A 13,399-nucleotide genomic window follows, 5' to 3' on the forward strand; every position below is an offset into this window, starting at 1 on the left:
GCCTGACGTGGCGGGGCGGCGGGCCCGCACTTCTGGTCGTACTTTGTACGGAACTCCTTGGGTGCCGTCAAGAGGCGTTCGGCGGGGACAGGCCCCTCGCGCGGGGTGTTCCGTCAGGCGGTACGGGTCGCTGGACGGACACGGGTACGCGAGGTCAGTGTCACCTCGTCCGGCACGTCGCCATGCGCCCCGTTCCGTGTGACGGAACGAAAGTTGGCTCGTGGTGGGCGGCGCGTCTATACCGGAGGCCACATCGGGAGCGCCGGGCCCCGGCCCCATGTTCTTCTCCAGGAGGTAGCCCGTGCCGAATGTTCCCGACCACGTCCCGACGGATTCCCTCCCCGGGGCCGTGGTCAAGGCCGCCGACGCACTCGCGGGCGCCACCCGCGACGGGATCGCCTGCGCGCCGGTGCGCACGCTCCTGGACGACGGCGACATCGAGGCCGCCTACGCGGTGCAGCGGCTCAACCTGCGACGCGAACAGGCCACCGGCCGCCGGATCGCCGGCCGGAAGATCGGCTTGACGTCTCCGGCCGTACAGCGCCAACTCGGCGTGGACCAGCCGGACTTCGGCGCGCTGTTTGCCGATTTGGCCGTGCCGGAGGGCGGCGAGGTGCCCGCCGGACGGCTGCTCCAGCCCAAGGTGGAGGCCGAGGTGGCGCTCGTGCTCGGCAGCGATCTGCCACACCGCCCCTGCACCGTCGTGGACCTGCTGCGCGCCACCGACTTCGCGCTGCCCGCGCTGGAGATCGTCGACAGCCGGGTGCGGGACTGGGACATCTCCATCGTGGACACCGTCGCCGACAACGCCTCCTGCGGGCTGTACGTCCTCGGCGCCTCCCCGGTGCCACTGTCCGGGCTCAACCTGCGCTCCGTACAGATGACCATGACGCGCAATGGCGAGATGGCCTCCCACGGGACCGGCGCCGACTGCCTCGGCGGCCCCCTCAACGCGGCCGTCTGGCTGGCCTCGGCCCTCGCCGAGCGGGGCGATCCGCTGCGCGCGGGCGACCTCGTCCTGACCGGGGCCCTGGGGCCGATGGTCCCGGCCGCCCCGGGCGATGTGTTCCACGCCCGTATCTCGAACCTGGGCGCCGTAGGAGTCGGCTTCGCCGCGGAAGGAGACCACCGGTGAGCAGCGAGACCAACACCCGCACCAAAGTGGCGATCATCGGTTCCGGCAACATCGGCACCGACCTCCTGATCAAGGTGCTGAGGCTCTCCGACACCCTGGAGATCACCGCGATGGCCGGGATCGATCCCGCCTCCGACGGTCTGGCCCGCGCCCGCCGCCTGAAGGTGGCCACCACCCACGAGGGTGTGGACGGGCTGGTGTCGATGGACGAGTTCGCCGACGTGGACATCGTCTTCGACGCCACCTCCGCCGGTGCCCACAAGCGCCACGAGGAGGTGCTGCGCCCCCTCGGCCGCACCCTCGTCGACCTCACCCCGGCCGCCATCGGCCCCTATGTGGTGCCCCCGGTCAACGGCGACGCCCACCTCGGCGCGCCCAACGTCAACATGGTCACCTGCGGTGGCCAGGCCACGATCCCGATCGTCGCCGCGGTGGGCGCGGTCACCCCCGTCCACTACGGGGAGATCGTCGCCTCCATCTCCTCCCGCTCCGCGGGCCCCGGCACCCGCGCGAACATCGACGAGTTCACCGAGACCACCGCCGCCGCCATCGAGCGCGTCGGCGGCGCCGCCCGCGGCAAGGCCATCATCGTCCTCAACCCCGCCGAACCGCCCCTGATCATGCGCGACACCGTGCACTGCCTGGTCTCGGGCTGCGCCACCGAGGAGGTCACCGCCTCCGTCGAGGAGATGGTCGGCCGCGTCCAGGCGTATGTGCCCGGCTACCGCCTCAAGCAGAAGGTGCAGTTCGAACACGTGGGGTCCGACGATCCGATGCGCTCCCTGCTGCCCGCCGAGGCCGCGCGCACCGACGCCGTGAAGGTCTCGGTCTTCCTCGAGGTCGAGGGAGCCGCCCACTACCTCCCGGCCTACGCCGGAAACCTCGACATCATGACCTCGGCCGCGCTGCGCACCGCGGAGCGCCTGGCCGCACACCGCTCCGGCGAGGAGGCCGCACGATGACCACGACCGACGCCGGCGCGACCGCGGACACTCCGCCCGTCCCGCCCGCTCTGTACGTCCAGGACGTGACCCTGCGGGACGGCATGCACGCCATCCGCCACCGCTACACCGTCGAGCAGGCCCGCACCATCGCCGCCGCCCTGGACGCCGCCGGGGTGGCCGCCATCGAAATCGCCCACGGCGACGGCCTGTCCGGCTCCAGCGTCACCTACGGAATCGGCGCCCACACCGACTGGGACTGGATCGAGGCCGTCGTCGGGGCCACCGGCACGGCGATCCCCACCACCCTGCTGCTGCCGGGCATCGGCACGTTGCACGACCTCAAGCGGGCCCACGCCCTCGGCATCCGCTCCGTGCGCATCGCCACCCACTGCACCGAGGCCGACATCTCCGCCCAGCACATCTCCGCCGCCCGCGACATGGGCATGGACGTGGCCGGGTTCCTGATGATGTCGCATATGGCGGAACCGGCAGAACTCGCCCGCCAGGCACGGCTGATGGAGTCCTACGGCGCCCACTGTGTGTATGTCACCGACTCCGGCGGCCGGCTCACCATGGACGGTGTCCGCGACCGCTTCCGCGCCTACCGCGATGTGCTCGACCCGGGCACCGAACTCGGCATCCACGCCCACCACAACCTCGCCCTCGGCGTGGCCAACACCGTGGTGGCCGTGGAGAACGGCGTCACCCGCGTCGACGCCTCGCTCGCGGGCCAGGGCGCGGGGGCGGGCAACTGCCCGCTGGAGGCGTTCATCGCCGTCGCCGACCTGATGGGCTGGAAGCACGGCTGCGACCTGTTCCCCCTCATGGACGCCGCCGACGACCTCGTACGGCCCCTCCAGGACCGCGAGGTCCGCGTCGACCGCGAGACCCTCACCCTCGGCTACGCGGGCGTGTACTCCAGCTTCCTGCGCCACGCCGAGGCGGCCGCGGTCCGCCACGGTCTGGACACCCGCGCCATCCTGGTCGAGGTCGGCCGCCGCGGGATGGTCGGCGGCCAGGAAGACATGATCACGGACATCGCGCTCGACCTGGCCGCCCGCCCGGACAACACCGCCCGCCCGGACAACACCTCCTGATCGCCGCCCGATCGGCGGGACGCCTGTACGGTGTGGTGTACGACGGCGTCGGTGTCGCCGGTCCCCGGTGGTGTGCGCAGAGGAGAGTCCCAGTGGCGGGTCAGCGGTCGCGTGGCAGGGCGCTCACCGCCGAGCGGATCATCGAGGTGGCCACCCGGATCTGCGACGAGGAGGACATCGACGTACTGACGATCCGGCGGCTCGCCGCGGATCTCGGCGTGGGCGCGATGACGCTCTACAGCTACTTCCGCGGCAAGGAGGAGATCCTCGACGGGATCGCCGACTACGTCATGGGGAACTTCCGGCTGCCCACCGCCGAGGAGACCTCGCCCGAGGCGGTCGTACGGGCCCTGGCGCTGGCCTTCCTCGAGATGATGCGGGAGCACCCCAGCATCGTGCGGCTCTTCTCCACCCGGGTGAGCACCGGCCCGCGGTCCATGCGGGGCGCGTTCGAGGCGGTCATCGGGAGGCTGCGCGAGGCGGGGTTCGCGGACCGGGACGCGGTGCGCGTCTACGGGCTGATCGTGCAGTACAGCCTGGGTTTCGCCAGCTATCAGGCGCCCCGTCCGTGGGGGAAGGCCGACCACCCCGAGGCCGAGGAGCTGCGGCGTCAGCGCAGGCACTTCTACGGGGCCCTGCCGCGTGAGGACTTCCCCCACATGGTGGAGCTCGCCGAGGAGATGACCACGCTGCCCAGCGACGAACAGTTCCTCTTCGGGCTCGACTGCCTCATCGACGGCGTACTGCGGCACACCGGCGACTGAGCCTCGCCACGTCCGTAGCTCCATATCCCGTCCGTCTCTCGGTTTCCGTACTGCGTGCTGTCAGCAGCCTTGACCTCATACAGCGAACGGTACATAGTACGACCCACTTGCGATCGCTGAGCCGACCTCGCCTCGGCCCGGTGTCCGGCGGTTCTTTCCCCTCCCCGCCCCTTCCCGAACCGGGGGCTGCGCCCCCGACCCCGCCGGGGCTCCGCCCCCGACCCCGGTCCTCAATCGCCGGACGGGCTGGATCCAGCGGTAGCTGGGGGAGTTCGAGGAGCGGGGTCCGGGGCGGAGCCCCGGTTACGGGAAGGGGCGGGGAGGGGGATCAGCCCCGCCGCAGGCGTACGCGTACCGCCGGACACCCCGCAGGCGTCCTGCGGCTTCCCCGTCCCCATGGACCGTCCCTGAAGGACAGAGGACCCTCATGACAGCAACCGATGTTCGTGAACCCGGCCGGGACCAGAGCACCCGAGCGCTGGTCGCCGGCTGGATCGGCACCACCGTCGAGTACTACGACTTCTCCGTCTACGGACTGGCCTCGTCCGTGGTGTTCGCCAAGCTCTTCTTCCCCACCTCGGACCCGGTGACGGGCACGCTGCTCTCGCTGTCGACCTTCGCCATCGGTTTCCTGGCCCGCCCGGTCGGCGCTGTGGTGTTCGGCCACTTCGGCGACCGCCTGGGCCGGAAGTCCACGCTGGTGGCCACGTTGGGGCTGATGGGCATCGCCACCTTCGCCGTGGGTCTGTTGCCCACCTACGGTCAGGTGGGGATCGCGGCGCCGATCCTGCTGATCGTCGCCAGGCTCGCCCAGGGGTTCTCCGTCGGTGGCGAATACGGCGGGGCGGTCCTGATGACCATCGAACACGCGGAGCGGGGGAAACGCGGGTTCCGGGGCTCGCTGATCAATACCGGGACCTCGGCCGGGCTGCTCCTGGCCAACCTCGTCTTCCTCGGGGTGCTCCAACTTCCGGACGACCAGCTGCACTCATGGGGCTGGCGGATTCCCTTCCTGCTGAGCGCGGTGCTCGTCGGAGTGGGTCTGTTCGTGCGGCTCAGCCTGGACGAGAGCCCCGAGTTCGAAGCGGTCAAGGCGCGGAACGCGGTGGACCGGCTGCCCGTGGTCGAGGTGTTCCGCGAGTGCGGCGGTCGGGTCCTGCTGATGGCCGCCGCGATTCTGAGCTCGGGGGTGGCCTTCACACTGGCGACCGTCTACAGCCTGGAGTACGCCCGCACCGGGCTGCACCTGGACAAGGACACCATGATCGCCGTGCTGCTGCCGGCCACTCTCGTCATCATCGTCTGCGTTCCGCTCGCCGGAAAACTGGCGGACCGGTTCGGAAACCGAAGGGTCTTCATCGCCGGGGCGGCCTCGCTGATCGTGCTGCCGTTCGCCTGGCTGGCGCTGCTGCAGACGCGGCAGTACGGGCTGATGCTGCTGGGCTTCACCCTGCTGTTCATCGGCTACTCCGCCAACTACGGAGTGGTCCCGGCGTACTTCTCGCAGGTCTTCCCGGCGCGGCTGAGGTTCACCGGCATGTCGGTCGGTTTCACGGTCGGGCTGATCGCCGGGAACGCGTTCTCCCCCGACATCGCCACCTATCTGCTGCACACCACCGGCGGGTGGGTGGGCATCGCGGTGTACATGGCCGCGATGTCGGCCGTCTCGGTCGTGGCGGGCCTGTTCCTCCGGGAAGCGGACGACACCGAGGAGCCACCGCGCGTTCCGGCTCCGCACGTGGCCGGCGGCGATACCGCGCAGGTGCGCTGACCGACCTGCGTCGTGCCATAGCAAGCACTCACACCAACCCCTCAGGAGGAGAGCGTGAACGAGGAGAGCGGCAACGAGAAGAGCGGGATACGCGTCGGTGTCCGCGTACCGCCGTGCGACCGGGTGGACCGGCTGGCCGGGACCGCCCGGCGGGCGGAGGAACTGGGCTTCGACCAGGTGTGGTTCCCCGACTCCCAGCTGCTGTGGCGGGACGTGTTCACGGCCCTGACCGCCGCCGCGCTGGGCACGGAACGGATCGGCCTGGGCAGCGCGGTCACCAATCTCGTCACCCGGCACCCGGCCGTCGTCGCCTCGGCCGCGCGCAGCGTCGCCGAGCTGGCCCCCGGCCGGTTCACCCTCGGCCTCGGCGTGGGCAACAGCTCGGTCGGCCCCATCGGCATGCGCTCCAGTACGGGGGCCGAGTTGCGCGCCGGGATCGCCACGCTGCGGGCGCTGCTCCAGGGGCAGGAGTGTGACTTCAACGGCGTACGGTCGCGGCTCCGGGACCCGGATCCGGGCGTACCGCTCCACGTGGCCGCCAGCGGCCCCCGGAACCTGCGGCTCGCCGGGGAGATCGCCGATGGTGTCATCCTGCTCAGCGGTGTCTCGCGGACGACGCTCGCCAGTGCCACCGCCCGGGTGCGGGAGGGCGCCGAGGCCGCGGGGCTGACCGCCGCGGGGCGGACCACGGAGGCGATCCCGCTGACGGTCTCGGCGTTCTGCGCGGTGACCGACGACGTGGAGGCCGAAGCCCGGCTGCTCAAGCCGATCTGTGCGTCGATCGCCCAGAACGGCGGAGCGCCCTTCCTCGCCCTGGCCGGGATCGAACTGGACGTCCCGGCGCGGGTGGAGGGGGTCTATCCGGACCTCGTACATGCCGAGGACTGGGACGCGGCCGTCGAGATCTGCTCGGCCTGGGTGAGCGACGAGGCGGCCCTGCGCTTCGCCCAGGAGTTCTGCCTCTTCGGAACCGCCAAGGAGATCGCCGAACGGCTCATCGCGCTGCGCGCCGACGGGGTGGCCGATGTGTTCCTCCAGCACGTCGGCTCCTACGACCCGCCCACCGAGCTGATCGAAAGCGTGGGCTCCGCGGTGCTGCCCGCCCTGCGGCCGGACGTCAGCCGGTGAGCGTACCGGAGCCGGAACCGCCGTCGGCCGCGACGATCAGATTGAGCACGGTGATGTGCTGACCGCAGTTCGGGCACTCGTGGCCGGTGCTGAGCGGGGGCACCGGCGCCGGCTGCGACCGGTGGTACGTCCGGTCCGCGGCGTCCGCGATGGCCGTGCCACGGCGGTGGGCCCGCCACCACCGGGTCTTGCATCTGGAGCCGCAGAACCTGCGCGTCGGGTTCCTGCTGGTCCAGGTGAACTCGGCGCCGCATTCGGCACACCGCCGGGCTGCGGTGTCCATGTAGCCTCCTCTGTCGGCTCGCGGTGAGACTGATTCCGCATCCATCCGCCCAGTAGATCGGTGCGTGGGTTTCGGAACCGTAACGCCCTCGGCTGCTCGCGCGTCATGTGATTCTCGGCCGGTGAAAACCGGCCAGGTGCGATGAAACCTCGCCGAAACCCCCCTCTGTGGAGGATGAGGCCGCCGAAGACGAGGGCAGGTGAGGTGTGCACGATGTCCATCCCCGCGAACGGGCGGACGACCACCCGGCGAACGGGATTGTCACTCCCTCCCGATCTGCCGCTGTCCGAGTGGCGCCACCTCGGCCAGCAGATCCACGTCATTGCCGACTCCTCCGCGTGGTGGCTGGGCGATTGGCTCGTCTTCGGCCAGGAGCACTACCCCGACCGCTATCGCCAGGCACTGAAGCAGACCTCGCTCGACTATCAGACGCTGCGCAACTACGCCTGGGTGGCACGCAAGTTCGAGCCGGGCAGGCGGCGGGGCAAACTGAGCTTTCAGCACCACGCGGAAGTGGCCGCCTTCCCCGAGCCCGAGCAGGAGGAGTGGCTGACCCGGGCCGAGGAGGGCGGCTGGACCCGCAACGCGTTACGCCGGCAGATACGGATGCGGCGTCAGTCGCCGGAAGCCGCACAGGAGCCGGGCGTTGTGCAGGTGAACGTGGTCGCCGAGCGCAGAATCCGCTGGGAGCGCGCGGCGGAGATCGCCGGTCTCGGGCTTATGGATTGGATCATCCAGATGCTGGATGAGGCGGCCGACGACCCGGTCCCGCATATTTCCGGCCGCGCCGCCGACCCGCCTGCCCTGGGGGCGTAAACAGCGCTCCGTAGAACCTCTAGCCAATGCTTTCTGTCCCGCCGGCGGGACGACGTCATGGATTCCGGAGCGGCATTCCCGCGATTCCCCCGATTTGGCGTTCCCGCATGCCCCATGAAAGCATTTCATGCGCGCTCCGGGGCCCCGGGAAAGAACACGAAACACCAGGTGAGTGGCTGAACGGAGCCGCATTCACCTCATGTGACGCGTCCCGCCCCGCTGGTATCAGTAAGCACGTACAGAAGCACGTACGGAACGCCACCGAAGGCCATCGATTCCGCTGGTGATCGCCCTGTCCGAAACCATGAGTTCTGGTTGAGTAACCGCGGCGCGCCGCGCGCGGATACGGGGTGTCAAACCGGCCGACCGCTGTTAGAGTCTGCGTCGAAAGATTGCACGGCCTTTCGCGATTTCGCGAAGTGGAGCAACGGGGGGTGGTCGATATTGATCGGCCACGATCGGCGATCTTCGAAGTGGTGTCCAAAGTGTGCCTGCCACTCCCCGGATAGAAATTCCTTTCGAGGCGAGCTCGCCTTGGAGCGGGGGGGTTGGCGATGTTCGAGCAGCAACTTGAGGAAGTGGTCGTCGAAGTCGACATCGCGTCGATTTCGACGGCGGAGTCACCGCGAAGTTCAGGGGAGGACCCGGAGCACATCCAAGCGCTGGCGGAGACGGAAGTCACGTTACCGCCCATCATCGTTCACCGGTCCACGATGCGGGTGGTCGACGGCGCCCACCGGCTACGGGCCGCGGAGCTCCGCGGCGACGAGAAGATCAAGGTCAAGTTCTTCGACGGCAGCAGGGCCGACGCGTTCGTCCTGGCCGTCGGCTCCAACATCACCCATGGCCTGCCGCTGTCGATGACGGACCGGAAGTCCGCGGCCGCCCGCATCATCGTGTCGCACCCCCAGTGGTCGGACCGCATGATCGCGTCGGTCTCGGGGATCTCGGCGGGCACCGTCGCGGAGATCCGCCGACGGACGTCGGCCGAGGAGACGGCCAGCGGCAGCCGCATCGGTCAGGACGGCCGGGTCCGTCCCATCAACAGCGCCGCCGGGCGCGAGCTGGCGAGCAGGCTGATCACGGCGAACCCGGGTCTGTCGCTGCGCCAGATCGCACGGGCCGCGGGCATCTCCCCGGAGACCGCACGGGACGTCAGGAACCGTATGAGCAGGGGCGAGGACCCCCTGCCGAAGGCGCGCGGCGCGGCGAAGGCCGGGGGCCGGCGGACCGAGGCGCTGAGCCGGTCCACGGCGGGCGCGGCCACCGCCGAGGTGGTCCCGATGACCGACCGCCTCGCGGCCGTGCACCGCCTCACCTCGGACCCCGCCCTGCGGTTCAACGAAACGGGCCGCAGGCTGCTCCGGCTGCTCAACGTCAACATGCTCAGCGCGGAGGAGTGGCAGGAAATCATCGCGAACGTGCCGCCGCACTGCAGCAGCATCGTCGCCAGCCTCGCCCGTGAATGCGCGGGGATGTGGGACGAGATCGCGGTCCGGGTGGATCTGCAGCTCGCCTAGCGACTGCCCGAGGGACCGCGCCGCCTGCGGCGGGCTGTTCCCCTCCCCGCCCCTCCCCGGCAGCACCGATATGCGGCTCCGCCGCCGGGGGGTTCGTCCCGGGCCCCGGGCGGGGCTTCGCTTCAGACGCCGGGGTCCAGGGGCGGAGCCCCTGGTACCGGGAAGGGGCGGGGAGGGGAAAGCATCGATATGCGGCTCCGCCCTCCGCCGCGTGGTCCGCCGGGACACCCCGCCGGGCCCGTCCAACCAGTGGAAATCTCGGGTTGGACAGCTCCGGCCGAAGCCACATGTCGGCGCGGCGATCCGGCCAGGACGAGAGGGCCTGTCCCGGCCGGATCGCCCATGCGGCGGCGTGGCCGCGGTCACCGTACGGTGCGCAGGCTCCGGGCCTCGGTGACGTCGGCGCAGCCCGCCAGCCCCAGCGATGAGCCCAGTTCGGCGGCCAGCAGCTCGAACACCCGCCGCACACCCGCCTCACCGGCCGCGGCCAGGCCCCAGATCACCGGCCGTCCCACCAGCACCCCGGCCGCGCCGAGGGCCAGGGCCCTGAGGACGTCCGTACCGCTGCGAACACCGCCGTCGAGCAGCAGCTCGCAGCGGCCGTCGAGCGCGGGCGCCAGCTCGGCCAGCGCGTCCAGGCTCGGCACGGCCCCGTCGAGCTGACGGCCGCCGTGGTTGGAGACCACCAGCGCGTCGACCCCGGACTCGGCGGCGCGCAGTGCGTCCTCGCGCGCCAGGACGCCCTTGAGCACCAGCGGCAGCCGCGTGTGCTTCCGCAGCCGGTCCACCGTGGTCCAGGTCAGCGCCGGGGAGAACGCCTCGCTGGTGTGCGCGGCCACGGCCGAGGCACCGGCGGGCGGGATGTGCGCCGTTCCGCCCGCGTCGATGTTGGCGGCCCGTACCTCGGCAGGGAGCGTGAACCGATTGCGGATGTCCCGCAGTCGGCGGCCCATCCACGGCACGTCCACGGTGAGCATGAGCGCCTCACAGCCCGCGTCCTCCGCCCGGCGGGCGAGCTCCAGCGTCCGGGTGCCGTCGCGCAGCCAGTACAGCTGGAACCAGACGGCCCCGCCGACCGCGGTGATCTCCTCGATCGGCACACTGCTCAGCGTGGAGACCGCGAACGGCACCCCCGCGGCCTTCGCCGCCCGTGCGGTGGCCAGTTCACCCTCCTCGCTCACCAGCCGGTGGTACGCCACCGGGGCCACCGCCAGCGGCAGCGCCGCCGGGCGGCCGAGCAGCGTGGCGTCCGTCGTGCACCGCGAGACGTCCCGCAGTACCCGGGGGACGAGGAAGGTGCGGTCGAACGCAGCACGGTTGGCGGCCGGCGTCACCTCGTCACCGCTGCCGCCCGCCACGAAGTCCCGGATGTCGGGCGGCAGGACGGCAGCGGCGGCGCGTTCGAAGTCGGCCAGGCACTCGGCGTCGGCCGCGGTGCGGTCAGCGCCGGAAGTCACGCTGCCCGGTCCTCTCCAGCTCCACGGCCTCGTACAGCGCCTTGATGTTCGCACTGCCGAAGGTCTGGGCGCCCTGCCGCTCGATGACCTCGTAGAAGAGGGTGTGCCGCGGGTGGGTGGAGGCCGTGAAGATCTGGAACAGCTGCCCGTCGTGGTCCTCGTCCGCGAGCACCCCGGTGGCGCGCAGATCGGCCAGGCGCCGCGGGCTGAGGTCGATCCGCTCACCGAGCAGGTCGTAGTACGCGTCGGGCGTGGTGAGGAAGGTGACGCCGCGGTCGGACAGGGCGCGCACGGACCCGACGGCGTCGTGCGAGGAGAAGGCCAGGTGCTGCACGCCCGAGCCCTGGTGGCTCTTGAGGAACTCGTCGATCTGCCCCGGCAGGGCCGTGTCGTCGGGCTCGATGAGCGTGAGCGTGACGGTGCCGGACGGGCTCTGCACGACCTTCGAGTGCATCGCCTGGGCGCCGACGACGATGTGCTCCGCGAAGACGTCCCGGAAGCCCAGTGCCTGCTGGTAGTACGCGACGGCCGGGCCGAGGCCGCCGGTCCCGAGACAGACCGCGATGTGGTCGATGTCGAGCAGACCCACCTCGGCCGTACCCACCTCGGCCGTGCCCGCCTCGGCCGTGCCCGCCTCGGCCGTGCCCGCCTCGGCGCCCGGCCCGTCGGGCCGCTCCTGGCCGTCCGTCGGGACGAAACCCGCGGGCAGCCCGGGGCCCGCGTCCGGCGCGCGCTGGAGCAGGGTGTGCACCACGTCCCCGAAGCCGTGCACGGCGGCGGTGACGGACGTGCCGTCACCGGTGTGCCGGGCCGGTTGCCGGTGGACACCGGCCCCGTTCGCCACCGCCGCCTCGAAGGCCGCCCGCACATCGGCGGTGCGCAGCGCGATGTCCGCCACGCCGTCGCCGTGGCTGAGCACATACGCCGAGGCGGGGTGGCGGTCGGAGGTCGCCTGGGTGAGCACCAGAGTGATCTCCCCGTGCCGCAGCGCCAGGCTGCGGTGGTCGGCGGAACCGCCGCTGCCGACTATGGCGAACGCATACCGGTCGACCCATTGGAACGCGCTCGAATCCAGGTTCTCCACATACAACTCGACATAGTCGATGGCGAGATCCGCGAGCGGCTCCGCGGCTTTTGATGAATTCCTCATGATGGCCCCCAGATGCGGAAGAAAACCGAGCCCGCAGAACTTTAGGCGGGCCTGCGGGCGTCCAACTATCGGCGCCATTCCGGCGGTTAACGGAACTCGTGGACGCCGGGCCTTCTCCATAAGCTGTGCCGTGTTTTGTGTTTCCGGGTCGCGGTCCTCTTGGACGGGTGATGTCTTGTGATGCACACGATGGCTGTCATCGGCACCGGCCTCATCGGTACGTCGGTCGCGCTCGCGGCCGCGGGGCAGGGCGTGTCGGTGTATCTCTCCGACCGGAGCCGGGCCGCCGCCAGGACCGCCGCCGCACTCGGCGCGGGACGGGCGGAGGATCCGCCGGAGCCGGTCGACCTGGCCGTGCTCGCGGTGCCGCCGAGCCGGATCGCCGAGGTGCTCATCGCGGCCCAGGAACGCGGTCTGGCCCGCGCCTACACCGATGTGGCGAGCGTGAAGACCGGCCCGGAGCGGGGCGTGCTCGCCCGCGCCCCCGAGCCCTCCCGCTACGTCGGCGGCCATCCACTGGCCGGCCGGGAGCGATCGGGGCCGCTGGCGGCGCGGGCCGAGCTGTTCCGGGGCCGCCCCTGGGCGCTGACGCCGCATCGGCTGACCTCGCGCGCCGCCCTGGACCGGGGCCTGGAGCTGGCCGAGTTGTGTGGCGCCGCCCCGGTGGTCATACGCAGCCGGGAACATGACGAGGTGGTGGCGCTGACCTCGCATGTTCCGCATCTGCTGGCCAGCGTGATGGCCGCCCGGCTGCGCGACGGCCCGGCCGGGGTGCCGTTGCTGGCCGGGCAGGGGCTGCGCGATGTGACCCGGATCGCCGCCGGGGACCCCCGGCTGTGGAGCGACATCCTGCGGTCCAACGCTGCCGCCATGGCCGGGGTGATGAAGGAGTTACGGGACGATCTGGCCCGGGTGGCGGCGGCGCTCGACGTGCTCGCCGAGGAAGACGCGTCCGCCGGGGAAGACGTGTTCGCCGAGCACCATGACGCAGGCCATGACCAGGGCGTACGGACCCTGGAGGACCTGCTGGCCCGGGGCGTCGCCGGGCTCGCCGGGCTGCCGCGCCCCGGCGCCGGTCCGCCCGTGGCCGAGGCGGGCTTACGGATCCTGGTCCCGGACCGCCCGGGGGAGCTGGCCCGGCTGCTGGGCGCCGTCGCGGCGCTCGGCATCGCCGTGGACGACATCGCCGTGGAGGCCGCGGAGGAGAGCGGGCTGCGGGTGCGCGTGCCCGTTCCCACGGCTGACGCCGAGCGGATCGGGGCCAAGCTGGGCGCCGATGGATGGGACCGGGCCCCGGCTGAATCGGCGCCCGCGGGATAGCGCTCCTCAGGCCC

General features: G+C 71.4%; 12 protein-coding genes. 9 read left to right on the plus strand and 3 right to left on the minus strand.

What is annotated here, in order from left to right:
• The first annotated feature begins 301 nt into the window (after positions 1-301).
• The 6 genes from J2Z30_RS35015 to J2Z30_RS35040 all read left to right on the plus strand — a co-directional run bounded on the left by J2Z30_RS35015 (position 302) and on the right by J2Z30_RS35040 (position 6,839).
• The gene (locus tag J2Z30_RS35015; protein WP_209468961.1) at positions 302-1,135 is read left to right on the plus strand and encodes a 2-keto-4-pentenoate hydratase; all 834 of its coding nucleotides are present in this window, start codon (positions 302-304) and stop codon (positions 1,133-1,135) included.
• On the plus strand, positions 1,132-2,097 hold the full coding sequence (locus J2Z30_RS35020) for an acetaldehyde dehydrogenase (acetylating) (protein ID WP_044568373.1): 966 nt from the start codon (positions 1,132-1,134) through the stop codon (positions 2,095-2,097). Before J2Z30_RS35015 ends, J2Z30_RS35020 begins: the two co-directional genes overlap by 4 nt.
• Complete coding sequence (dmpG, locus tag J2Z30_RS35025) at positions 2,094-3,176, plus strand: 4-hydroxy-2-oxovalerate aldolase (protein ID WP_044568372.1); 1,083 nt, start codon at positions 2,094-2,096, stop codon at positions 3,174-3,176. Before J2Z30_RS35020 ends, dmpG begins: the two co-directional genes overlap by 4 nt.
• Positions 3,177-3,268: 92 nt before the next feature.
• A complete protein-coding gene (locus tag J2Z30_RS35030; RefSeq protein ID WP_044568371.1) occupies positions 3,269-3,940 on the plus strand; it encodes a TetR/AcrR family transcriptional regulator in 672 nt (223 codons plus the stop codon).
• 427 nt (positions 3,941-4,367) lie between these two features.
• Entirely contained in the window at positions 4,368-5,711 is a 1,344-nt protein-coding gene (locus J2Z30_RS35035) for an MFS transporter (protein WP_044568370.1), read from the plus strand.
• A 54-nt stretch (positions 5,712-5,765) separates the two neighbouring features.
• Positions 5,766-6,839 carry an LLM class flavin-dependent oxidoreductase gene (locus J2Z30_RS35040; RefSeq protein WP_308280202.1) on the plus strand — a complete coding sequence of 358 codons (1,074 nt, stop codon included), beginning with the start codon at positions 5,766-5,768 and terminating at the stop codon, positions 6,837-6,839.
• On the opposite strand, the gene J2Z30_RS35045 is transcribed toward J2Z30_RS35040, so the two are convergent.
• The gene (locus J2Z30_RS35045) at positions 6,829-7,122 is read right to left on the minus strand and encodes a DNA gyrase inhibitor YacG (protein WP_044568369.1); all 294 of its coding nucleotides are present in this window, start codon (positions 7,120-7,122) and stop codon (positions 6,829-6,831) included. The genes J2Z30_RS35040 and J2Z30_RS35045 overlap by 11 nt on opposite strands.
• A 213-nt stretch (positions 7,123-7,335) precedes the next feature.
• Between J2Z30_RS35045 and J2Z30_RS35050 the strand changes: the two genes are divergently transcribed.
• Complete coding sequence (locus J2Z30_RS35050) at positions 7,336-7,938, plus strand: LmbU family transcriptional regulator (protein WP_044568367.1); 603 nt, start codon at positions 7,336-7,338, stop codon at positions 7,936-7,938.
• Between the two features lie 554 nt (positions 7,939-8,492).
• Positions 8,493-9,458, plus strand: coding sequence for a ParB/RepB/Spo0J family partition protein (locus tag J2Z30_RS35055; RefSeq protein WP_044568365.1), 966 nt, complete (start codon positions 8,493-8,495; stop codon positions 9,456-9,458).
• A gap of 362 nt (positions 9,459-9,820) precedes the next feature.
• Here J2Z30_RS35055 and J2Z30_RS35060 read toward each other — a convergent pair whose 3' ends face one another.
• A complete protein-coding gene (locus tag J2Z30_RS35060) occupies positions 9,821-10,915 on the minus strand; it encodes an alpha-hydroxy acid oxidase (protein ID WP_044568363.1) in 1,095 nt (364 codons plus the stop codon).
• Positions 10,899-12,065, minus strand: a complete 1,167-nt coding sequence (hppD, locus tag J2Z30_RS35065) for a 4-hydroxyphenylpyruvate dioxygenase (protein ID WP_044568361.1) — start codon at positions 12,063-12,065, stop codon at positions 10,899-10,901. The genes J2Z30_RS35060 and hppD overlap by 17 nt, the downstream gene beginning before the upstream one ends.
• A 189-nt stretch (positions 12,066-12,254) precedes the next feature.
• Between hppD and J2Z30_RS35070 the strand changes: the two genes are divergently transcribed.
• A complete protein-coding gene (locus tag J2Z30_RS35070) occupies positions 12,255-13,385 on the plus strand; it encodes a prephenate dehydrogenase (RefSeq protein ID WP_107073492.1) in 1,131 nt (376 codons plus the stop codon).
• Positions 13,386-13,399 lie beyond the last annotated feature (14 nt).

The sequence above is a fragment of the Streptomyces iranensis genome (genome assembly GCF_017874715.1).
Classification (GTDB): domain Bacteria; phylum Actinomycetota; class Actinomycetes; order Streptomycetales; family Streptomycetaceae; genus Streptomyces; species Streptomyces iranensis.

Coding starts and splice junctions, on each gene's coding strand:
- dmpG (WP_044568372.1), top strand. CDS start 2,094: ATGACCACGACCGACGCCGGCGCGACCGCGGACACTCCGCCCGTCCCG.
- J2Z30_RS35035 (WP_044568370.1), top strand. CDS start 4,368: ATGACAGCAACCGATGTTCGTGAACCCGGCCGGGACCAGAGCACCCGA.
- J2Z30_RS35045 (WP_044568369.1), bottom strand. CDS start 7,122: ATGGACACCGCAGCCCGGCGGTGTGCCGAATGCGGCGCCGAGTTCACC.
- J2Z30_RS35050 (WP_044568367.1), top strand. CDS start 7,336: ATGTCCATCCCCGCGAACGGGCGGACGACCACCCGGCGAACGGGATTG.
- J2Z30_RS35055 (WP_044568365.1), top strand. CDS start 8,493: ATGTTCGAGCAGCAACTTGAGGAAGTGGTCGTCGAAGTCGACATCGCG.
- hppD (WP_044568361.1), bottom strand. CDS start 12,065: ATGAGGAATTCATCAAAAGCCGCGGAGCCGCTCGCGGATCTCGCCATC.
- J2Z30_RS35070 (WP_107073492.1), top strand. CDS start 12,255: ATGGCTGTCATCGGCACCGGCCTCATCGGTACGTCGGTCGCGCTCGCG.